Here is a 22422-nt window from a genome sequence, read left to right as displayed (position 1 = left end):
CATATCCCGGGGGGCTTCGCCGGGTCGGCGCGGGCGCGTGCCGGGTGTCAACGCCGGCGCGCGGTGATCAACCAGGCTCGGGAGTCGAACCACACGCCGTCGCCGGTGTCGTGCGCGGCGAGGGTCGCGCGCAGCCGATCGAGTGCGCGCTCCGCGGACGCGGCGTCCAGGTCGGCGAGCGGGTCCCGAGCCAGGAGCAACCCGAGCACGGCCGCACACGCGTGATCGACGTCCGGGCCGTAGTAGACGGGCTCGCGGACGTCGACGACGTCCACCGAGGTGAAACCGGCCGCGGTCAGGACGCCGACCGCGAGGTCCGGATCGGCCAGTGCGAAAGCGGCGTCGGCTTCGCCGGCCGCGGTCGACACCGTCTCCCCGCCGGCGAGCGCCGCCCGGATCGCGGTGGCCCACTCCTGGCGGTCGCGGGCCTGCCAGACCAGCTGTACGAAGGGCGCACCCGGCCGCAGGGCCCGCCCGATGTTGGCGAACGCGGCGACGGTGTCGGAGAAGAACATCGTGCCGAACCGGCTGATGCCCACGGTGAATTGCTCCGGCGCGAAGGCATGGGCCTGGGCGTCCGCCCGGACGAAGCCGACATTGCCGAGCCCTTCCGTCTCGGCCCGCAGGCGAGCCCGCGCCAGCATCGGGGCCGAGACGTCGATGCCGAGCGCGCTACCCGGCGAAGCGGCTCGGGCGGCGCGCCGAGTGGTCTGCCCGGTGCCGCAGCCGATATCGAGGACACGATCGCCGGGTTGGATGTCGAGGGCGTTCCACAGCCGTTCGTGGTACCGAGCGAGTTCCGAGTCGTAGTCGAACATGACGATCGCCTCTCACGCCGCGGGGCCGTCGCGAACCACGCCGCGCACGGTGTCGAGCCGTACACCCGGGTCGAGCTCCGGGAACCACCACGTCGCGCCGGCCCGCGCGTACGGCTCGGGATCGACACCGGGCGGCAGCGCGATGGCGATGTCGTACGAGGCCATCTCACCATGGCGCAGTTCGGTGAGGGTGCCGACGGCCTCGGCGAGTTGGTCCGGGTGCTCGAGGTTGACCGGGAAGAAGCCGTCGAGTCGCGCGGCCCGGCGGATCGGCTTGGGGCTGCCCGGGAACGCGGCGGCCCACACCGGCACACCGGGCCGCTGGACCGGCCGCGGCAGGAACGCCATGTCGTCGACGGTGTAGTGCTCGCCGCGATGGCGCACCGGCTCGCCGGACCAGGCGGCGGCCAGGATCGCCAAGGACTCGTCGAGCATGCGCCCGCGCACCCGGTCGTCGAGTTGCTCGCCGGTCTTGGACAGCTCGCCGCCGAACCGGTCGCCGCCGAGACCGACGCCGAGAGTCAGACGTCCATCGCTGAGCCGATCCAGCGTCGCCGTCTCCCGCGCGAGCTTGGCCGGCCGTCGACGGGCAAGCGGCGAGACCATCGGGCCGAGCCGCAGCCGCTCGGTCGCGGTCGCGATCGCCGCAAGTACGATCCACGGGTCGGCGACCCGGCGTACCGGCGCCCGCCAGTGCAGGTGATCCCACACGAAGCAGCCGTCCCACCCGGCCTCCTCCGCGTCGGCGGCCAGGCCCGCCACCACCCGCGGGTCGGCGAGGTCGTCGAAGAGCGGCAGCCACAGTGCCGAGCGCGGCCGGTTCACGATCGGCCACCTTCCGTGTGCCGCACCAGGGCCGTCACGAATGCGTCCCACACCGGCCTCGGCAGGTCGTGTCCGGCCCCCTTCAGGGCCAGCAGCTCGGCACCGGGGATCGCCTCGCGCAGCGCCTCGCCGTGCGCGAGCGGCAGGAGTGGATCGTGGTCGCCGTGGACCACGAGCGCAGGCACCGCGATGTCGCCGAAGCCGCCTCCGACCGGCCCGTCGAGCTCGATGGCGTAGTGGTTGACCAGAGTCGACGCGTAGCTCCTGGCACGCGCCACATCGTGTTCGACCAACGCTCGAATGGCGTCCTCGTCGAAGTACGGCGAGCCGCCGGCGTACGCCCGCGCGGCGGCGACCACGTACTCGACGAGCGCGGCGGGGTCGGAGGAATCCGGCTCGGCCGGCATGGCCAGGTCACTCGACGGCGGCGGCAGGTCGTCGGCCCCGGTCGAGCACGAGAGGAACGTCAGCGACGCGAGCCGATCGGGATGGTCCACACCGAGGATGAGTGCGATCCCGCCGAACATCGATTGACAGACCACATGGGCGCGTTCGATGCCCAAGGCGTCCAAGAGCCCGAGCACGTCCAAGGCCAGGTCGGTGAACGAGTACGCGGGCCGTCCCGGCGGGTAGGCGGTCGACCGGCCGGTGTCGCGATGGTCGTACCGGACCACGAACCGGTCACGGGCGGCGATCCGTTCGCACAGATCGGCGTCCCACCACAACATCGAGGCCGACGACCCGGCGACCAGCACGACGGCCGGGGCCGTGCGGTCTCCGAAGGTCTCGACGCACAGTTCGGCACCGTTGATCTCGAGGAGTTGCTCCCCGTGTGATTGCTGAGGGGTCATGTCCGGAACGTTAGAGCCCGTGGCTCGATCGCGAAAAGCGATGATTTCCGATCGGTTCAATCGCTTATCGCAATGATCGTCGTTAGGTTGGAGCACATGACCGATGTCGAACTGCGCCACTTGGCGGCGTTGTCCGCCGTCGCCGAGGAGGGCTCGTTCGGCCGGGCCGCGACCCGCCTCGGGTACACCCAGTCGACGGTGAGCCAACAGATCGCCGCGTTGGAACGGGCCGTCGGCGGCCTGGTGTTCGACCGGCCGGGCGGCCCGAAGCCGGTCCGGCTCACGCCGCTGGGCTCGGTGGTCCTCGACCACGGTCGCGAACTGCTGGCGAAGTGCGCGGCATTGGCCCACGCCGTGGACCGATTCAAGGCCGGAGAAGGCCGCATCGACATCGGCACGTTCCAGAGCGTGTCCAACGTGATCCTGCCGTCGGTCGTACGCAGGCTGCGCGACGAGTACCCCGGCTGCGACATCCGATTGTCCGAAGACGAGCCGGACCAGCCGCGGCTCGGTGACCTCGACCTGCTGTTCTACGACGGCCGCATCGACGGCGACGTCGAGCAGCTCAAGCTGCTGGACGATCCGTACCTGCTGGTGGCACGCGCCGGCACCTTCCCCGACGGTCCGGTCCCGCCGGCGCTGCTGGACGGCGCTCCGCTGTTGGCCTGGCCGCCGACCTGCGACCAGCCCCGAATGGAGCAGGCGCTCGCCCGGAGCGGCGCCCGTCCGCAGATCGTTTTCCGCACCGCGGTCAACGACACCCTGCTGTCGATGGTGCGCGCCGGCATGGGGTCGGCGGTACTTCCCTGGCTCGCCATCCGCGGTGCCGACATCGCGTCCGACGACCGGCTCCGCATCCACGAACTGCGGCCTTCGCTGCCGCCGCGCGAGATCTACCTGCACTGCCGGGCCGGACGGACCCACTCGCCCCTCGCCACCAGGGCCATCGAGATCGCCGTGGAGGTCGCCGGCGACCTCGCGCCGCCACCGGCCACCGCCTGAAGCCCGGCAACATTCGGCCGAGCTGCTCGACCCCGGCGCCTGCGGCGGGGGCGTCGACTGCACAGACGACGCGCCCCGCCGTACCTCGACCCGACCCGACCCGACCGGGCGCGGGCGGGGCGGTCAGGTGCCGTCGATCAGGCGGGTGGCGAGGTTCGGGTCGAAGGTTCCGGCCGCGACGCCCGGCGCGATACCGCACGGGCCGTCGGAGTCACCCGGCACCTTGATCCACAGCTCGTACTCGGCACCGCCGGTCCCCGCTCGGGACGGCTTGCCGAGCTTGCCGCCGGCCGGGTTGCACCACGCGCCGTCGGCGCCGCCGTTGCCGTTGCGGCTGGTGTCGATCAGGTACTTGGCGGTTCGTGCGCCGCCGTTCGGCAGCGCGGCGCGGACCTTCTCGGCGTAGCCGGCCGAGTCCGCGGTGGTCTTGTAGTTCGAGACGTTGACCGCGAATCCGCGCACATTGGCCACTCCGGCCTGGGCCAGCCGCGAGGCCATCGTGGTGGGCGCGATCCAACCCGCGTTGCCGCCGTCGAGGTAGACCTTGGCGTTGGGCGCCTTGGCCTTGAACTGCTCGGTGGCGTAGCGCAACAGGGCGAAGCGGGCGTCCCGTCCCTGCGCCGACATGCAGTCGACGTTGGCAACGGCGTCGGGCTCGATCACCACGATCGCCGAGCGGTCGCCGACCGCGCCCGCGAAGTCGGAGATCCAACGGCGGTAGGCGTCCGGACCGGCGGCGCCGCCGCCGGACGCGCCGCCGCAGTCCCGATCCGGGATGTTGTAGGGCACCAGGATCGGCGTGCTCCGGGTGGCGGTGGCGGCATCGACGTACGACCGCACCGCCTTGCCGATGTCCCCGCTCCAGGCGCCGAACCAGCGGGCACCGGCCTGCGTGGCGATCGCGGTGCGAATTTTGGCCGCACGCGGGTCGGATCCGTGCTCGCGTACCCACGCCGCCGCGTTGTTCGTCGGGTCGGTGTAGAACTTCTCGCCCGAACTCGCCGGGGGGACCGTGGCGGTGGGCGAGGACGCGGTCGGACCGGCCGGCGGGGGAGCGGAGGACGGACGGGCGCCGGGGGTGCCGGTCGGCTTCGCGCCGGGGCGGGAGGAGACCGAGGGCCTCGCGGGTGCACCGGGGACCTGCGAACCGGTGGCCGCCAGCGACACGTTGTCCAAGGTCGCCTCGAACCCCTTTGCCCGGCCCCCGAGTTGGAAGGTGACCTGGGTGGCGTCGATGCCGGGCATGGCCAGGAAGCGCAGCGTGTGCCCGCCGGTCTTCTCGCTGAACGTGACGGTGCGATCCAAGACGGTCCTGTAGGGCGGGAGATGCGATTGCACGGTGACCCGAACCTTGGCGGATGTGGTCGCCGAGGCGTCGAAGGAAAGCGTGTACACGGCCAGATTCGTCAGCCGCAGACCACCTTGCCCGAGCATCGAATCCCAGGGCGCGCGGGTGTGATCGGGAACCGTGACCCGCGCCCGCCCGTCCACGGTCTTGGCCGTGGTCGCACCGGTGGTCCACCAGTAGGCGGGGTTCGGTTCGAAGGCCCCGTTGGTGACGAGGTCCTTCCCGCCGGCCGCGGGCGTGGCCTGCCCGACGCCCGGCAGGCCCACAACACAGGTCACCGCCACCATCGTTGCGAGCGCAGCACGCCGACCATGCATGTGTCCTCCGTGAGCCCGAGCGAACGGTTGGCTTGCCGCGCATGCTAGGGCCGGGTCCACGGCACCGCTATCCACCGAACGCGAATCGACGAACCCGCGCGGAGTTCCCGAGGTGGGAGTCGGCGGCCGCCCCGCTCGCAACCGGTCCGAGGCGCACGAGCGTTGCGGGACAGGGCGAGGAACGCCACGATCGCGTCGCGCGGTGCGGGGGACTCACCGCGCCTTCGCCAGGCCGACTCCGGCGGAGAGGACGTGGGAGGGGTCGTGCATGGCGATCGACTCGCGGATCCGGTCGGCGTACTCCGTCTCCCACCACGGAACCGTGCGCACCAGCGTCGGGCGCGAACCGCTGATCTGCACGAAGGCCCGGCCGCGCGGCATCGACATCAGATCCGCGGCGTCGAGTACCGCCTCCGACCGGGAGGATCGGCTGATTCCCCGGTGGTCGCCGAACTTGTGGCTGGTGCTGGTGGTTCGCGGCTCGAAGTTGCCGCCGGATTTGGCGAGTTTCTCCAGAAACGAGACGTCGGAGACGCCGCCGCCGTACACGCGGATGTTCGCCGCACCCCACAGCTTCGACATGCCGTTCTCGCCCCACACCGAGACGCCCTGGGCCCAGGACTGGAGGATCACCATCACGATCACGCCGCGCGAGCCGAAGTGCGTGAACTTGTCCGGAAGCGCCTTCCAGGGACACACGTTCGCGGCCTCGTCCAGGACGAACAGCGCCGGAGTGGGCAGCCGTCCGTTGGGCAGCACCCGGGAGTACTTGTCCGCCTCCTCGGCCAGGATCGTGGTCAACGCCATCACCAGCGGAGCCGCGATCTTGTTCGTCTCCTCCGACAGCAGATAGAGCGTGTCCGAAGGAGAGCGTACGAACGCCTTGTGGTCGAATTCGGGTCGTGAGGGATCGCTTCCCGGGGTGACCCACTCGTTGATGTTGTCGGCCACCAGGAACGAGGCCATCTGGATCGCCGTGCCGTAGACACCCGCGCGCTGCCGGTCCGGCTGACCGATCACCGACTCGACCGACTCGGCCGGCATCCGATGACCGGCGTCGCGCAGGATGCGCACGGGAGTGTCGTCGGTGGGACGGGTCAGCCACACGTAGACCTGCGTGATCGGACGCTTGTCGATCGACGCCGCAAGCAGCAGGTTGGCGAACAGATCCTGGGCCGCGGGCTCGAAGTACGCGTCGCTTCGGGCGTGGCTCTGGCGATTGACCGACACGAACCGGCCGGCGAGCTTGACCGCGCTGACGATGCTGTCGCCGACGTAGGTCAGCGGGTTCCACCAGAACACCGGCTTGCCGCCGGCCTGGTTCTGCGGGTCGAAGATGTAGACGGTGCCCTTGTCCTCGCGGATGGCCCGGGTGGCGTCCACCACGTCACGCTTGTTCGACGTCACCACCACCGCACCCGGCGCCGCGACGATGTTCGGAATGGCCCGCGTCGCCGTCTTGCCGGTACGAGGACCCCAGATGTCGACGTGCATGTCCTCCCAGGAACCCCAGAGTTCCTGGTCGCCGCGAATGGCCCGGCCGATGAACACGCCCGGTGTCGTGCCTTGCGGCACCCCGAGTTTCGCCGCGGTACGGGTCACGCCCGCGGTCGTGGACGCCTGCAGTTCCCTGGACGAGGCCAGATGGCGATTGGCTCGGTCGATGCGTTCGCGCTCGCCCCGAAGCCGGGCGAACACCCGCCACCCGACCACCGCGACGAACAGCAGCACGGCAATCTGCAGGCTGAGCAGCACGGTTGCTGCGGTACCCGGCCAGCGGTAGTCGCCGATCATCAGCCGCACGCCCAGGACCAGCGGGTTGGACCCGGGCTGCTCCGTCGGTCCTCCGCCCCAGGACGCCGCGAGCCACATCATCCCGTGCAGGACCACCACCGCGATGATGCCGAACAGGAAGACCAGTGCCTCGAGTTCGACGTTGGGGCCTCTGCGCTTCTGCAGGGAGCTCATCGGTTACCCGCCACCGGCGGCTCGGAGGGCTGCCTCGTCGGGGAGGAAGCTCGCTGGGTAACCGTCGATGGAGGCAAACCCCACACGCGTAAAGCCCTTTCGCATGTCCGGGCAACCCGTGGACAGGCGGCCCCAACGCTGGGTCGTGACCGGATGATCGGATCTCGACGCTTGGCTTGATCGACCGTGCCGGCACCAGGTGAACGCTCGGCACCGCGACGCCCGCCGACGGGCAAACTCCTCACGCCGGATTCCGTCCCGAAGATGAACACCCCTGGGGTTGCCGGGACATCGCCGGTGTACCGCGCACCGGATCGTCCGGGAGAAGGCGTTGTCACATTCGAGTCGCAGGGTCCATCGGTGGTTGGCACGACGCGCACGATGCGGCCCCGGGCGATTTCGATCCCGGGGTCGTCGAAAATCCTCGAGGGGACGAACCGATGCGCACCCGACCGGTCGCGTGCTCCGCGGTCGCGCGGGCCCTCGTCGACGCGTCCGAAGGTGTCGCGGGTGCCGCGCCAAACGGATAGCTTCGGCCGCCGCCGGTGCTCTTGTATGAGGGGATACAGGAGACCTGCCAGGGCGTCCGGTCCGCGCCCGGGAACCTTGGCATGCGCGGACGCGAGGAGAGTCGACGCTTGGAAAGCGTGTACCACGGGTTTCGGTTCCATCAACTGCTCGCCCTGCCGAGGACGACGACGAAACCGGATCCCGGTGCGATCGGTTCGGGCGAGGCGCGGCACGCGCAGGCGGCCACCTTCGCGGCGTTGACCGCGGCGCACGCGAGGCTGGCCACCCGGCTCGTCGGCCCACCGCCCGCCCTGTCCGTCGCGTGGGTACGCCCTACGTCGGGCGGACCGCTGCGGTTCCTGATGGGCGGCAGACCGTACTTTCCGCCCGCCGGCGCCGCCGTGCCGGTCGGTGCGCACGGCAGGGTCGCGTACCCGCGCGGGGCGCGCGTCATGGCGCTCCCCGAGCGGGACGTCGCCGACATGCTCGACGCGCTGCCGTACTGGGTGCGGTGCGTCGGGGCGCCCGACGCGTTGTGGACCCGGACCTCCCCGATCGTTCGGCCGGTGGGCGGGCCGAGGCCGATCCTGGACACCGCCGCCACGTACATCGACGCGCCGTTCGCGTGGCTGGTGATCGCCGAACCCGTGCCCCGAGAGGTGCTGGACTGGGCGGGCCCCGACCCGGCCGATCTGTTCGTGACGCTCACCCGGACCGACAACGCGGTCATGGAGCGCGAGGCCGAGCGGCGCCGCGCGTTGGCCCGGGCGCGGGCGACCGGCATGTGGGAGGTGCGGATCCTGGTCGGAGCCGCGGACCCGGAGACGGCACATGCCGCCGCCGGACTGTTGTGCGGTGCCGCCGATGTGACCGACCAACCGTTCCTGCTCACACCGACGCGCGGTGTGAGCGACCTCGCCGGGAGCTGGGCGGCGCCGGAGGATCGCCTGCCCGACCCGGTGAGCGGTGGCACCTGGCCGTTCACCACCACGACGGAGTTCCTGGGGGCGCTCGCGCGACCGCCGGTCCTGGAGACGGCGGGACTGCACATGTTCCCGCCCAACACCTTCGGTCTCACCTACCCGGAGCTGGACGACGACGCGTTCCTGATCGGTGACGCGCTCGACGAGACGCAGACCCCGATGGGACCCATGCGGGTCGCGCGGTCGACGCTCAACAGGCACGCGTTCGTCTGCGGGGCGACGGGTTCGGGGAAGTCCCAGACCGTACGCTCGCTCCTGGGCGAACTGTCCAGGCACCCCCGGCCCGTGCCGTGGCTGGTGATCGAGCCGGTCAAGGCGGAGTACGCCCGGATGGCCGGCCGACTCGGCCCCGAGCACCGGGTGACCGTCATCCGTCCCGGCGACCCCGACACGGCCCCGGCCGGACTGAATCCGCTGGAGCCCGAACCCGGGTTTCCCCTGCAGAGCCACATGGATCTGGCACGGGCACTCTTCCTGGCGGCATTCGACGCGCATGAGCCGTTGCCGCAGGTGCTGGCCAGGGCCATGAGCAAGTGCTATCGCGACACCGGCTGGGACGTGGTGAGCGGGGTGCAACGCCCGCCGTACAAGCCCAAGTTCCTGGTGGATGATCCCGACGTCCCGCGTGCCGCGCGCTATCCCACGCTCGACGAACTCCGCACGGCGGCGATAGACGTGGTGCGGACGATCGGCTACGGGCCCGAGATCACCAGCAATGTCCAAGGTTTTGTGGACGTCCGTATCTCCAGCCTTCGCGAAGGCGCGTGCGGACGCTTCTTCCAGGGTGGACACCCGCTCGACATCGCCGCGCTGCTCGAGGGCAACGTCGTGCTCCAACTCGAGAACATCTCCAACGACCAGGACAAGGCCTTCGTCATCGGCACGGTGCTGATCCGCATCGTCGAGTACCTGCGGGTGCGGACCGATTCCGCCGTGCCCGGCCGACTGCGTCATGTCACCGTCGTCGAAGAGGCCCACCGCCTGCTCCGGGCGGGCGGCAGCCGGATCTCCCTCGCGGCCGCGGAACTGTTCGCCGGTCTGCTCGCCGAGATCCGCGCCTATGGCGAAGGCGTCGTGATCGTCGAACAGATCCCGAACAAGATCCTGTCCGACGTGGTGAAGAACAGCGCGTTGAAGATCATCCATCGGCTCCCGGCCGCCGACGACCGCGCGATGGTGGGCGACGCGGTGAACCTGCAAGGCACCCAGCACGAACGGGTGGTGGCGCTGCCTCCGGGACACGCGGCGGTGGCCACCGACGGTATGGACGTGCCCGTCCTCGTCGCGATGCCCTACGGGGAGGGATCCGAGAGCGAGGAAGGAGTCGCCACCGACCCACCGCTGCGCGGCCGCCGCAGCGTACTGTGCGGCACCGCCTGCGCCGAACAGCCGTGCACGCTGGGCGTCATGAGCCGCTGCGCCAACACCGCCGGTGATCCCGAACTGGTCCTGTGGACGGAGGCCAACGCGGCCGTGATCGTGGCCATGGGGGATGCGTTGCGGCCCGGCGAACCCCTCCTTCGGCGCCTTCGCGAACTGGACGACCGCGAGCTGCACTGCACTCTGGTGTACGCGGCCGAACGCGCGACGGCCGCACGGGTGGAAGTCATGTCGGGCGAGATCGACCCCGACGACTTCGCCGGTCGGCTCGTGGCGGTGCTCGCCCACCGCAGCGACCGCGGTCCCGAACCGCAGGCCGTCGATCCGCGAGCGCTCACCTTCGGCACCTTCCGCTGGCAGGACATCAAGGACGCGCTGCAAGCGGCGAAGGAGGCCGATCCGAGCACACCGTGGCAACACCCCGACAGCGCCGAGTGGGCACGCCGGGGCCTGCGACTGACCAGCGCGACGCCCGCCGGCCAGTTGCAGGAGCTGTGGCAGAAGCCCTTCTACTGGTCGGGTTCGAACCTGGTCCGGTACGGCGACCCGTTCCGGAGCGGACTGCACGAAGCGGTCGCCACCGTCGCGGGGGCGGTCAATGCCGAGGCCATCAAACGGGCCTTCCGCATCGCGTGCGCGGACACACCCGAACGCGCGAGGTTCCTGAACTGGACCACGACGAAATTGGCGGAACGCTTCAAGGCCGGCGCCTGACGCGGGCACCGAGGCGATGTCCGCGGCGCCGGCGGCGCACGTCCGCGGCGCGCGTCCGGATGATCCGCCCTGACGTCGGCGGCCTCGGGGAGCGGATGGTGTGGTGGTCGGCGCGGATCCCGCGTCCGCCGGCGGCCCGCGACCGCGCGGGCGGCAAGCGGGCCGGGGAGGACGCGGGACGCGCGCGGGCGGGACCGGCCTCGCCCGCGCTGCGGTCACCTCGCCCGGGCCGCGCCGGTCACCCCGCCTGGGTGAGACCGGCGAGCCCCGGCGGGAGGTCGCGGGTGTGCACGACGCCGAGCCGCTGGGTCGCGCGGGTCAGCGCCACATACAGGTCGGCCAGGGCGAACGCGGCCGGCTCCACGACGATCACCGCGTCGAACTCCAGGCCCTTGGCCTGCTTGGGGTCGAGCAGTACCAAAGGCCGGGTGAGGTCCGGCTCGACGCCTCGTTCGGCGTGCGGGAGCGCCGCCGCCACCGCGTCGATCAGCTCGCGCGGCGCGATCACCGCGAGGCGCCCCTCGGCCGGAGCCTGTGGATCGCGGCCGGCGGTCCCGTCCCCCGGGCCCGACTCCGGGCCCGCCCCCTCGTGCGCGACGGCCCACGCCACGGCGCCCGGCAGGTCCGCGGTGTGGTGCGACCACGGCTTCACGCCGGTCGAACGCACCGACCTCGGCGGTTCGAAGCCCGGGTCGGCGGCACGCATGACGTCGGCCGCGACCTGCATGATCTCGGTCGGCGTACGGTAGTTCACGCCCAGCCGGACCCGCTCCCAGCGGCCTTCGACGTACGGCACCAGGATGCGCTCCCAGGATCCGCACCCGGCCGGCTCCGAGGTCTGCGCGGGGTCGCCGACCAGGGTCATCGACCGGGTGGGGCTGCGCCGCATGAGCAACCGCCAGGTCATCGCCGAGAGTTCCTGGGCCTCGTCGACCACGATGTGACCGTAGGCCCAGGTGCGGTCCGCGGCCGCGCGCTCGGCGGAGGTGCGGTGGTCGAGTTCCTCCTGGCGTTCGGCGAGCCGCTCGGCGTCCACGAGGTCGTGCGCGCTCAGGACCTCCGACTCCTCGTCGTCGCGGTCCTCGAACTCCTGCGTGCGCGAGCCGTACGACAGGTCGAGCACACCCTGCGCGTAGGCGATCTGCCGTCGGCGCTCGACATCCGCCGCGGCGCGCGCCAACGAGTCGTCCTCACCCAGGAGTTCGGCCGCCTCGTCGAGCAACGGCACGTCGCCCACCGTCCATTCGTCGGCGGTCCGGGTCCCGAAGACCGGGTCGTACCCGGACGGACGCCGGATCGCCGCGGCGTCCTCGTCGGACAGGTACACCGGCTCGGCGAGGTAGTCCGCGAGCAACCCCTGCGGGGTCAGGCGCGGCCACAGCTCGTCGACGGCCGCCTGCACGGCCGGGCTCTCGGCGACCGACATCGCCAATTGCGCGACCTCTTCCGAGCCGAGGAAGTTCGGCCCGCCGAACGGGTCCGCGCCCAGCCGGTCGACCAACTGCTCCGTGAGGCCGTCGATCACGCGCGACGCGAACGCCGCGCGGGCGAGGTTGTGCGGCAACAACGTCGCACGCGCCCTGCTCCGGGCGGCCCGGGCGATTCCCGCGTCGAGGAACAGCTCGCCGTCGTCGTGCCCGATCACCAACGGCGTCTCGGGCACCGTCTGTCGGTCGGCCACGAAGCGGGCGAGCACCTCGGCCATCGCGGCCCGGCCCTTGACCTCGGCCGCCGCGGGGGTGTCGACGGCGGTCGCGGTGACGCCCGGGAACAACTCGCCGGGCGTGGCGAACTGCACGCCCGTCTCGCCGAGCGAGGGCAGGACGTCCTCGATGTAGCCGAGGAAGGCGGGGTTGGGGCCGACCACGAGCACCACGCGGCGGGTCAGGTGCTCGCGGTTCGCGTACAGCAGGTACGCCGCGCGGTGCAGGGCGACGACCGTCTTGCCGGTGCCCGGGCCGCCCTCGACCACGAGGATGCCGCGGTGCGGCGCACGGATGATGCGGTCCTGCTCGGCCTGGATGGTCTGCACGATGTCGTGCATGCGCCCGGTGCGGGCGGCGTCGAGCGACGCGAGCAGGACCGCGTCGGCGTCCGAGCCCTCGAAGCCGGTGCGGGTGTCGTCCGTGAGGTCGAGGATCTCGTCGTGCAGCGCGGTCACCCGCTTCCCGGACGTGGTGATGTGCCGTCGGCGGCGCAGGCCCATCGGGGTGTGCCCGGTGGCGAGATAGAACGGTCGTGCGACGTCGGCGCGCCAGTCGATGACCAGAGGGGTGTGTTCGGTGTCGTCGCGGCGGATACCGATGCGTCCGATGTGATGGTCGGCGCCGTCGCGGAACAACAATCGCCCGAAACACAGGCCGTTGGCGCCGGCGTCGAATGCCGCGCGCAGGCTCGAGTGCTCGAAGACCGCGATGTCCCGCTCGACGCGTGCCTGCCGGGTGCCGTCGTGCTCGCGCCCGAGCGCGCTCGTCACGGCGGCCTCCGCCTGGGCACGCAGGTCCGCGAGGCGCGCGTAGAGCACGTCGACGAATTCCTGCTCGTGTCGCAATTCGGCGTTTGACAATTCGTCTCCCGGGCGGGTATTATGCGTTCATTGAGATTCCTGAATACCGTGAAAACACCGGTATTCAGAACCATCCAATATACCTTGAATAAAGGCCCCGGACGTCAAGACGTCCGGGGCCTTTCTCGTTGTCCGGTGGCCGTGGAGACGCCGAGGACGAACGACTCGCGCGGGTAGTCACCGTCAACCCGATCCTCCCGACGGACCGGGTGATCGAAGCCCTGCGCGCCGTCGTCACCGGCGCCGCTCCCGCTTCCTCGCCCGCCACGTGACGCCCGTGTCGGGGCGGCGGCAAGCGGGGTCGTGCGGGGCTTGTACGGTGGATTTCGTGACGACCGACGCGTTCCCCGACCCGACCGCGGAATTCGAGGCGCAGCGGGGGCGGCTGTTCGGGATCGCGTACCGGATGCTGGGGTCGGCGGCCGAGGCCGAGGACGCGGTGCAGGACGCGTACCTGCGCTGGCACGCGGCCGATCGGGGACACATCGAGCTGCCGGGGGCGTGGTTGGCCAAGGTGCTGACGAACCTGTGCCTCAACCGGCTGACGTCCGCGCGGGCGCGGCGCGAGGAGTACGTCGGGCCGTGGTTGCCCGAGCCGGTGCGGACGGACGCGGGGGCGCTCGGCCCGTTGGAGACCGCCGAGCAGCGGGACGCGGTGTCGATGGCGATGCTCGTGATGCTGGAGCGATTGTCGCCGCCGGAGCGGGCGGTCGTGGTCTTGCGTGACGCGTTCGGGTACAGCCATCGGGAGATCGCCGAGGTGCTGGACTGGCCGGAGGCCAATTCCCGGCAGACGTACCGGCGGGCCAGGCAACATCTGGTGTCCGGGCGGCCGCGGTTCGAGGTTTCCGCGGAGGTGCGGTCCGATCTGCTGGCGCGTTTCCTGACGGCGGCGGCCGAGGGAGCGCTCGAACAACTGGAGTCGCTCCTCGCGGACGACGTCGTGACCTGGTCCGACGGGGGCGGCAAGGTCTCCGCGTCGACGCGACCGGTCTCCGGGCGCGACAAGGTGGCCCGGTTCCTGGTGGGCCTGGTGGAACGCTTCTCGTCCCGGATGGAGTTCGGCTTCGCCGAGGTCAACGGCGAGGCCGCGGTGTTGGGCTGGGAGGGCGGGGCGCTCACGACGGCGGCGGTGGCGGAGGTCGGCGCGGGGGGTATCGCGGGCGTGCGGATCGTCCGGAACCCGGAGAAGCTGAAATTCCTCGAAGAACAATGCCGAGAGTTGTCACGTAACGCGTAGCCGCCCGGTTCCTTGCTGGCGAGGCGACGTCGCGGCGGTGCGGCGTCCCGTAGCGAGGAGGACCGATGAGCGAGAACGTGATCCTGGTGACGGGTGCGACCGGTGTGCTCGGGCGCGAAGTGCTGGATCGGGTCCGGCGCACCGGGCTGCCGGTGCGCGCGATGACCCGCAGGGTGGCGCTGCCCGACGACCCGGGGGTCACCTGGGTGACCGCGGACCTGCAGACCGGCGAGGGCCTCGACGCGGCGTTCGAGGGCGTCGCGACGATCATCCACTGCGCGTCGGACACGCGGAAGCCGAAGCATGACCTTCCCGGCTGGCGGCACCTGCTGGGCGCCGCGAAGCGGGCCGGAGTCGGGCACATCGTGAACATCTCGATCGTCGGCGTGGACCGGATCCCGTACTCCTACTACAAGATCAAGATCGAGGGCGAGCGCCTGCTCGCCGAGTCCGGTATCCCGTGGAGCAATCTGCGCGCGACGCAGTTCCCCGAGTTGCTGCACATGGTGTTCGGCATGTCCGCCAAGACGCCTTTCGTCGCGGTCCCGTCGAAGACCGTGTGCCAGCCCGTCGACCAGGGCGAAGTGGCCGACCGACTGGTGGAGTTGGCGCAGGGCGCGCCGGCCGGGCGGGTCGCGGACATGGGCGGGCCGCGGGTCTACCAGGCGGCGGACCTGGCACGTTCCTGGCTGAAGGCGGTGGGCAAGCGGCGGTGGGTCCTGCCGGTGCGGGTCCCGGGCAAGGCGGGCGCCGGGCTGCGCGCCGGGGGGCTGGTCACGCGGGAGAACGCGGTGGGCGTCAGGACGTGGGAGGAGTACCTCGCCGCGAGGGTGGCCGGCTGAGCGGGACGCGTCGAGCGCGGCGTCAGTCGAGGCGTGCGTCGAGGCCGTACAGCTCCAGCGTCTGGTCGAGTGCCCGCTTGATCTCCGTGGGCGTCAGTCCTCGGTCGGTGCGCAGGTGGTGCAGCATGCTCGGCCCGCACGGGCCGAGCACGAAGTCCGCGACGGTCGTGGCATCGGCGTCCGGTCGCAGGCGGGCGATCAGCATCGCCGTGTGGATCCGCATCGCGCGGTAGGGCGCGCTGGTGTAGCGCACGCACGGATCGGCGATCTCCGCCGCGAGCAGCATCGCGTGTTGCTCCTCGACCCGATCGACGAGTGCGTGCAGGAACGCGCGCAGGCGATCGGCGGCGGGCGCACCCGGACCCAACGGGGGCGGACCGGAGAGGAAGGCGGCCTGGAAGGCCTGTTCGCGCTCGTCCAGGAGCGCGAACAGCAGGCTCGCCACGTCGCCGAACCGGCGGTAGACCGTGCCGACGCCCATCCCGGTGGCATGCGCGACCGCGTTCATGGTGAGCGCGTCGGGACCCTGCTCGGCGACGATCCGGCCTGCGGCATCGAGGATCCGGCGGCGGTTGCGGGCGGCGTCGGCGCGTTCCGGCGGAGGTTGTTCGGCCATCGGGAGGTCGATGCGGGGCGATGGGCTCATGACCGCAGCTTAACGGATAGCCATCCGTTTCCCTCTTGCCAAACGGATTGCTATCCGCTTGACTGCTCACCGAAGCGGATAGCAATCCGATTAGTCGCTGCCGGAGGTTTCGCCATGACCACCAAGATCGCCGTCGTCTACTACTCGTCCACGGGCAACGTCCACCGACTCGCCCAAGCCGTCGCGGAGGGCGCGGAGAAGGCCGGTGCCGAGGTGCGCCTGCGCCGGGTGCCCGAACTCGCGCCCGACGAGGTCGTCGACTCGGTACCGGCATGGCGTGCGCACGTCGATGCCACCCGGGACGTCGAGGTCGCCACACTGGACGACCTGGTGTGGGCCGACGCCTACGCGTTCGGTTCGCCGACGCGGTTCGGCAACATTTCCTCGCAGCTCAAGCAGTTCATCGACACGACCAGCGGGCTGTGGCAGCAGGGCGTGTTCATCGACAAGCCGGCCACCGGTTTCGTCAGCGCGGCGAACCTGCACGGCGGCAACGAGTCGACGCTGTTGGCGCTGTACAACACCCTGCACCACTGGGGTTCGCTGATCGTGTCGCCGGGCTACACCGACCCGGTCGTGTACGGCGCCAACGGCAACCCGTACGGCACCGCGCACGCGTCCGGGACCGGCGAGCCCGGCGACAACATCCTCGAAGCCGCCCGCTACCAGGGCGCGCGCCTGGCCACCGTGACCGGAAAGCTCCTGGCCGGCCAGGCCGCGTAGGCGTCGCCTCGCCCTCGCCCTCGTGCACGTGCGCTCGTGCGCTCGTGCCTCGTGCGCGGGCGGGAGAGGCGAAATCCGGGACGCCCCAACCCGGTTCGTCCGGAGGCCGGAGCGCGATGCCGGGTTCCGGGTTCCGGGTCGAGGTCCGGGGCGGGTGGACGCGGTGGCCGGGGGGTCGTCTCGTGCGCGGTTTCGGGATGCACCGGTTTGCCGTACGGGATTCCGGATCGAAGTGAATCGGGTAGGCGTCATGACATGACCACTCACGAGCATGACAACGTCTCCATCGCCGCGCCGGAGGATCTCGTCGAGCGCGCCTCGGGTGTGGGTGGAACGCCATCCGGGATGAGCGCGACCGACGTGCGGGTACGGAGTGATTTGGCGCGCTACCTGGGGCGGGACATCTACCCCGCCGATCGCGAGGCGCTCCTGGCACGGTTGCGCGGGACGTCGGCCCCCGACCACCTGGTGGACCTCCTCACCGGGCTGCCGGTGGACGGCTTCGACTACGAAAGCGTGCAACAACTGTGCAGGGCTCTCGGCCTGGGCACCGAGGAGCACCACACCTGAGAAGACGCGACCGCACGCCGGGCCGGGCCGTGTCGGGCGAGGTGGATAGGTTTGCCGGCATGAGTCTTTCGCTGTCTTTGTTCATTGCAGACCCCGAGACCGTGCGTGCGGTGGTGGGGTCGGGGGATGTGCGTGTGCGCCGGGCCATCGGTGGTCGCTTCAAGCAGGAGATGGCCCGGGACGACGATTACTTCTCGAGCGAGATCGAGTCCGGCGCGCCCACGCTGTACGAGGCGCTGACCGCGGTGGTCGACGGCGGGCCGTTCGCGGACGGGCACGCGTTCCAGTACGGCTACGCGTACCGGATGATCTGCGCCTTCCACGGGCGGCGGATCTACAGCAACAACTTCTCGCCGTTCCGATTCGGGTGGCTCGAGCGCGTCGACGAAGGGCTCGCGTCACTCGGCGTCGACGCCGTCCGGGTCTCGGAGTTCGGCTACGGACTTCCCTCGCCGCTCCCGTACACCGACCTTCCGGGTCACGGAGTCTGGTCGCCGGCGGACTGCGCCAAGGCGCTGGAACAGTACGGGGCCGCCACCGGCGAGCAACTGGCCGCCCTCGACGGGGAAGTGCGCGAGGCCATCGAGGAGTGCGCGGAGTGGCTGAACGCGGCGCGGGCGAGCGAGGGCCGCGGCGTCCTGGGGTTCATGTCCTGAGACCGATTCCGGGGATCGCCGGTGGTGGGTGGGTGTCTCCTTCGACCGAGGGGGATGCCCGCCCCGCCGACCCAAGCGCCGGGTCCGAGGCCCCGTCGCCGCTTCGCGCACGGGCCGGCGAGGTGGGGAAGGGTCAGTGCCCTGGGCGGCCGCCTCGCGCTTTGTGCCTCGCGGAGCTGACCAGGTGGGAGACGAGGCCGGTCGCGCCCGCGCTCGCGAGTCCGACCATGGTCACGCCCACCATGTACAGCCCGCTCGAGTCGTCCGACCAGTCGAGGTAGGCGGCGAGGGTCAGGCCGACGGTGATGCCGATCGTCGCCGCCGCGGCGTGGTCGCGGGCGGCCGCCCAGCAGACCGCCGCGAACAGGGTCAGTACGAGCCCGACCACCTGCCAGCCCTGGTAGGGGCCGGTCGTGGAACCGTCGGGCTGCACGTCGCGATGCCGATCCCAGCCCAGCCAGGCGACCCATGCCGCCGCCGCGATCCCGGCCAGGACCAGGGGCGCCAAGAAGGTGGGCACTGCTCTGCGTGGTCCTTCGTTCATGGCCCCAGTTTTCCGGCCCACGCCGAACATCCATCAGAGTACGAATACTCAGATCCGGCCGGCCCGGTCCGGGTGCGGGAGGCCCCGGTCACGGGGTCTTGCGTCCGCTGATTCGGGTGACGTGGTGCCCGGCGGCGATGACGACGAAGGGGTGTCCGATTCCGGCAGGCTCGGTGTCCAGACGCAGGAAGCCCTCGGTGTCGGGTTCCAGGACGGGGCCGTTGTCGATGACCGCGCTCCACGTACGCGCGAGGGTCTCACCGTTGATCGGCCAATCGAACAGGTCGAAGGTGACCTCGACATCCCCGAGGCCGGGGAGGACGAGGTAGCCGTGCGCCGACATGATCTCCACCATTCGAGTGTGCGTCGACCGGCCCGGTCCCGCCGGCGGCGGACCGGGCGGCATGGTGGTTCGGGCGCCTCGCGTACGAGGACGGCGACGGTGGCCCCGTTCCGGTGTCCGCTCGCACGCGTGGTGTGCGGGGCGGGCACGGCGGCGCGGGCACGGCGAAGGGCTCGCGGGCGGGAGGATGCGTTTCTCATCCGGCTCACATACGGCTCTCATGCCGCGTTCCTACGCTGCCGATGACCGAGAGGGACTCGGAAGGAGTCGACGGACCATGAGCCATGACCACCACGAAGGTCAACGCGTCAGCCGGCGCACCGCGCTGGCGGGCATCGGCAGCATCGGCCTGGGCGCGCTGCTCAGCGCCTGCTCGGGAGCGAAGAACGGCGGCAGTGCCCAGGCCACCACGACGACGGGCGCGACCGCCACGGTCTCGCCCCAGGCCGGCGCCACCCAGGACATCGACAAGCTGTTCGAGGGGGCGAGCACCTGCACTCTCACCCCACAGACCACCCAGGGTCCGTACTACTTCGACGCCGACAAGATTCGCGGCGACATCCGCGAGGACCGTGCGGGCACCCGACTGCGGCTGGCCGTCCGGGTCCAGGACAGTGAGACGTGCCAAGCGATCCCGAACGCGGTGGTGGAGATCTGGCACTGCGACGCGGCCGGCCTCTACTCCGGGGCCGAAAGCCTCTCCGGCGGCGGGAGCGGAGGCGGCCCGGGCGGCGGGGGCGGCGGTCCGGGTGCCGGCGCGCCCCCGTCCGGAGCGCCCGGCGGCGCACCACCCTCCGGAGCTCCGGGCGGTGGCGGGGGGCAGGGGGACCTCACGCCGCAGGACGACAAGCGTTACCTGCGCGGCGCCCAGGTGACCGACAACCAGGGCATCGTGCAGTTCACCACCATCTGGCCCGGCTGGTACCGGGGCCGTACCGTCCACGTCCACGCCATGGTGCACGTCGACAACGAACGCACGCTCACCACCCAGCTCATGATGGACGAGGCGCTCAACCGCGCCGTCTTCGCCAAACAGCCGTATGCCACACACACCGGTCGCGACACGTTCAACGACGGCGACAACATCTACAAGCCCACCATGCTCCTCGAGGTCGTCCAGGATGGCGACGGCTATCTGGGCGTGATCACCCTCGCCGCGGATCCCGACAAGGACGGCAAGTAGGTCCGGTGCCGGTGCCGAAGCGTCACCGCCGTCGACGGCGACGTTCTCGTGATCGGGGCGGGGTGGGACCGGCACGTCCGGGGTTCTGGTGGCAGGTGATGGTCGGGTGGCGTGAGAATGGAACGTCACGAAGGATTCCGTGGCTCGGGGAGGCAGGGCGGGCCGAGGATGCGGGCGTCGCGTGCCGTCGAACCGGACGACGAGATCCCCCCTGACCTCGCCGCGGTGCTGTTGGACGCGGAGGGCAACGTCCTGTTGTGCAGCCCGTCCGCGCGGAGGCAACTGGGTGATCCGCTGCCGCCGGCCGCTGCCGAGGCGCTGCGTGCGGTGCCCGGGCGCGGGCCGGGCGCGCGGGTGACGATCCCGGGCGTCCTGGGGCCGGTGCACGCCCGTTCCCTGACGACGCCGTTGTCCGACCACGGTCCGGACAGGTCGAACCTCGTCCCCAGCGCCCGACTGGTTCTGCTGCTGCCGGTGCGGCGCGCCGCCGGCAATGCGCGGGACCCGGAGGTCCGGGCCCGCGAACACCACGAGTTGGCGCACGCGGCGGCGGTCGACATCGGCGCCAGCCTCGACCTGGGCGAGGCGGCCCGAGCGTTCGTCGACGTGCTGGTGCCGGACTTCGCGGACCTGGCTTCCGTCGATCTGACCGAGCCCGTCCTGCACGGGGACGAGCCGCGCCCCACCGGCGAGAATGACCTCGCCCTGCTGCGGGTCGCGGTCGCCACCCTGCCGGGCACCCGCTGGCCCGCCCCGATGCTGGGCGTCGGCGACCGGCTGCCGCGGTTTCCGGAAAGCCCGATGCTCGGCCCGCTCGCCGAGGGCGTCCCCGTCTGCGCCACCGACATGGCGCAACTGCGCGCGTCCCTCAACCTGGATCCGCAGACGCTGGACTCGATCATTCCGGCGGTGGCGTCCTCGTCCATGGTCGCCACGCTGCTGGTCCGCGGACTGATCCTGGGCAGTATCACCGTGTGGCGCACCGGTGACCGACCCGCCTTCGACGACCGCGACGCGACCCTGCTCGCGGAGATCGCCTCGCGCGCCGCGCTCAGCGTGGACAACGCGCGCCGCTACACGCGCGAGCACCGCACCGCCGTGGCCCTGCAGCGATCGCTGCTGCCCCGGCGGGTCAACCGCACCGCGGCCGCGGAAACCGCCGGTACATACCGTCCCGCCGAAGGCGACGCGGGGGTGGGCGGCGACTGGTTCGACGTGATCCCGCTGTCCTCGATGCGCACCGCGTTCGTGGTCGGGGACGTGGTCGGCCACGGGCTGGGCGCCACCGCCGCGATGGGGCGCCTGCGTACCGCCGTGCAGACCCTCGCCGACCTGGACCTGGAGCCCGACGAGCTGATCGGACACCTGGACGACCTGGTGCTCAGCTACTGGCCCGAACACGATCCCGACGACGCGACCGCGGAACTCGCCGCACTCGGCGCCACGTTCCAGTACGCGGTCTACGATCCGATCGGCCGTACCCTCGCCATCGCCAGTGCCGGACACCCGCCGCCGCTGGTGCTGCGCCCGGGCGCGGAGCCGCGGTTCGCCGAGGTGCCGCCGGGACCTCCGCTCGGCGTCGGTGGACTGCCGTTCGAGGCCGTCGAGATCGAGCTTCCGCCCGACTCGCTGCTCGCCTTCTACACGGACGGGCTCGTCGAGCGCCGCGACGCCGACCCCTCCGTGAGCCTGGACGAATTCGCGGCGGTCGCGGCCGAGAACCGGGACCGGCCGTTGGAGGCCATCGGCGCCGCGGTGCTGGCTCGCCTGGACCCGCCGCGTGACGACGACGTCGCGTTGCTGCTCGCGCGTACGCGCGGCGTCCCCGACGACGCGGTGGCCCGCTGGGAACTGCCGGCCGACCTCGCACAGGTCGCGCACGCCCGGGAGCTGGTCACGAGCAAGCTCGCGGACTGGGGCCTGGAGGAACTCGCGTTCACCTCCGAACTCGTCGTCAGCGAGTTGGTCACCAACGCCATCCGGTACGCGGGCGGCCCCGTCGGTCTGCGGCTCATCCACGACGGCATGCTCGTGTGCGAGGTCTCCGACCCCAGCAACACCCAACCCCGGCTGCGCCGAGCCCACGACACCGACGAGGGCGGCCGCGGCCTGTTCCTGGTCGCCCAGCTCACCGCCCGCTGGGGCAGCCGCTACCACCGCACCGGCAAGACCATCTGGACGGAACAACCGACCACCTCCGCGCGCCCGACCGCCGCGCCGTCCGAGGACGACCTCCTGGCCGCCTTCGACGACGGGTGAGCCGGGCGCGGGCCCGGAGGCGGCTCCGGGCAGCCCCGCGTCGGGGTTGGTGGATTCGGCCGCGCGACCGGGCTGCGGTGGTTCGCCGCTCGGGGCCGATTCGGCGAGCCCCCGTGTGGGAAGCGTGTGGGGCG

The 22422-nt window shown here is 71.4% G+C and carries 18 protein-coding genes; 9 read left to right on the top strand and 9 right to left on the bottom strand.

Annotated features, from left to right (window positions below):
* Positions 1-47: 47 nt before the first annotated feature.
* The 3 genes from ACWCPW_RS09765 to ACWCPW_RS09755 are packed head-to-tail and all read right to left on the bottom strand — an operon-like array spanning position 48 to position 2494.
* The gene (locus tag ACWCPW_RS09765) at positions 48-818 is read right to left on the bottom strand and encodes a class I SAM-dependent methyltransferase (RefSeq protein ID WP_449761031.1); all 771 of its coding nucleotides are present in this window, start codon (positions 816-818) and stop codon (positions 48-50) included.
* 12 nt (positions 819-830) lie between these two features.
* Positions 831-1643 carry an LLM class flavin-dependent oxidoreductase gene (locus tag ACWCPW_RS09760; protein WP_449761030.1) on the bottom strand — a complete coding sequence of 271 codons (813 nt, stop codon included), beginning with the start codon at positions 1641-1643 and terminating at the stop codon, positions 831-833.
* Positions 1640-2494 (bottom strand): alpha/beta fold hydrolase, encoded by an 855-nt coding sequence (locus tag ACWCPW_RS09755; RefSeq protein WP_449761029.1) that lies wholly within the window; start codon positions 2492-2494, stop codon positions 1640-1642. Before ACWCPW_RS09755 ends, ACWCPW_RS09760 begins: the two co-directional genes overlap by 4 nt.
* Positions 2495-2590: 96 nt before the next feature.
* On the opposite strand from ACWCPW_RS09755, the gene ACWCPW_RS09750 reads away from it, so the two are divergent.
* Entirely contained in the window at positions 2591-3496 is a 906-nt protein-coding gene (locus tag ACWCPW_RS09750; protein WP_449761028.1) for a LysR family transcriptional regulator, read from the top strand.
* Positions 3497-3619: 123 nt separating this feature from the next.
* On the opposite strand, the gene ACWCPW_RS09745 is transcribed toward ACWCPW_RS09750, so the two are convergent.
* Positions 3620-5122 (bottom strand): glycoside hydrolase family 6 protein, encoded by a 1503-nt coding sequence (locus ACWCPW_RS09745; protein ID WP_449761027.1) that lies wholly within the window; start codon positions 5120-5122, stop codon positions 3620-3622.
* A gap of 252 nt (positions 5123-5374) precedes the next feature.
* Positions 5375-7129 (bottom strand): type IV secretory system conjugative DNA transfer family protein, encoded by a 1755-nt coding sequence (locus ACWCPW_RS09740; protein ID WP_449761026.1) that lies wholly within the window; start codon positions 7127-7129, stop codon positions 5375-5377.
* A 647-nt stretch (positions 7130-7776) separates the two neighbouring features.
* On the opposite strand from ACWCPW_RS09740, the gene ACWCPW_RS09735 reads away from it, so the two are divergent.
* A complete protein-coding gene (locus tag ACWCPW_RS09735; RefSeq protein WP_449761112.1) occupies positions 7777-10716 on the top strand; it encodes an ATP-binding protein in 2940 nt (979 codons plus the stop codon).
* Between the two features lie 238 nt (positions 10717-10954).
* On the opposite strand, the gene ACWCPW_RS09730 is transcribed toward ACWCPW_RS09735, so the two are convergent.
* A complete protein-coding gene (locus ACWCPW_RS09730; protein WP_449761025.1) occupies positions 10955-13282 on the bottom strand; it encodes a HelD family protein in 2328 nt (775 codons plus the stop codon).
* Positions 13283-13610: 328 nt separating this feature from the next.
* On the opposite strand from ACWCPW_RS09730, the gene ACWCPW_RS09725 reads away from it, so the two are divergent.
* Together ACWCPW_RS09725 and ACWCPW_RS09720 are read left to right on the top strand one after the other, a co-directional pair.
* On the top strand, positions 13611-14522 hold the full coding sequence (locus tag ACWCPW_RS09725; RefSeq protein ID WP_449761024.1) for an RNA polymerase sigma-70 factor: 912 nt from the start codon (positions 13611-13613) through the stop codon (positions 14520-14522).
* Between the two features lie 65 nt (positions 14523-14587).
* Positions 14588-15364, top strand: a complete 777-nt coding sequence (locus tag ACWCPW_RS09720) for an SDR family oxidoreductase (protein ID WP_449761023.1) — start codon at positions 14588-14590, stop codon at positions 15362-15364.
* A gap of 22 nt (positions 15365-15386) precedes the next feature.
* Here ACWCPW_RS09720 and ACWCPW_RS09715 read toward each other — a convergent pair whose 3' ends face one another.
* Complete coding sequence (locus ACWCPW_RS09715) at positions 15387-16010, bottom strand: TetR/AcrR family transcriptional regulator (RefSeq protein ID WP_449761022.1); 624 nt, start codon at positions 16008-16010, stop codon at positions 15387-15389.
* A 114-nt stretch (positions 16011-16124) separates the two neighbouring features.
* On the opposite strand from ACWCPW_RS09715, the gene wrbA reads away from it, so the two are divergent.
* The 3 genes from wrbA (at position 16125) to ACWCPW_RS09700 (ending at position 17959) form a co-directional block, all read left to right on the top strand.
* Positions 16125-16733 carry an NAD(P)H:quinone oxidoreductase gene (gene wrbA, locus ACWCPW_RS09710; RefSeq protein WP_449761021.1) on the top strand — a complete coding sequence of 203 codons (609 nt, stop codon included), beginning with the start codon at positions 16125-16127 and terminating at the stop codon, positions 16731-16733.
* Between the two features lie 255 nt (positions 16734-16988).
* Complete coding sequence (locus tag ACWCPW_RS09705) at positions 16989-17303, top strand: DUF2795 domain-containing protein (RefSeq protein WP_449761020.1); 315 nt, start codon at positions 16989-16991, stop codon at positions 17301-17303.
* A 59-nt stretch (positions 17304-17362) separates the two neighbouring features.
* Positions 17363-17959: a DUF7691 family protein gene (locus ACWCPW_RS09700; protein ID WP_449761019.1), complete on the top strand. Its 597-nt coding sequence runs from the start codon at positions 17363-17365 to the stop codon at positions 17957-17959.
* A 133-nt stretch (positions 17960-18092) separates the two neighbouring features.
* Here the strand turns inward: ACWCPW_RS09700 and ACWCPW_RS09695 are convergent, their stop codons facing one another.
* Both ACWCPW_RS09695 and ACWCPW_RS09690 read right to left on the bottom strand, forming a co-directional pair.
* Complete coding sequence (locus ACWCPW_RS09695) at positions 18093-18503, bottom strand: hypothetical protein (protein ID WP_449761018.1); 411 nt, start codon at positions 18501-18503, stop codon at positions 18093-18095.
* A gap of 88 nt (positions 18504-18591) precedes the next feature.
* A complete protein-coding gene (locus ACWCPW_RS09690; RefSeq protein WP_449761017.1) occupies positions 18592-18855 on the bottom strand; it encodes a hypothetical protein in 264 nt (87 codons plus the stop codon).
* 268 nt (positions 18856-19123) lie between these two features.
* Here ACWCPW_RS09690 and ACWCPW_RS09685 point away from each other — a divergent pair, with 268 nt between their 5' ends.
* Positions 19124-20029, top strand: coding sequence for a protocatechuate dioxygenase (locus ACWCPW_RS09685; protein WP_449761016.1), 906 nt, complete (start codon positions 19124-19126; stop codon positions 20027-20029).
* 168 nt (positions 20030-20197) lie between these two features.
* Positions 20198-22288 carry an ATP-binding SpoIIE family protein phosphatase gene (locus tag ACWCPW_RS09680; RefSeq protein ID WP_449761015.1) on the top strand — a complete coding sequence of 697 codons (2091 nt, stop codon included), beginning with the start codon at positions 20198-20200 and terminating at the stop codon, positions 22286-22288.
* Positions 22289-22422: the final 134 nt, after the last annotated feature.

The sequence above is a fragment of the Embleya sp. NPDC001921 genome (assembly GCF_053594475.1).
This window is presented reverse-complemented; position numbering and strand designations above follow the sequence as displayed.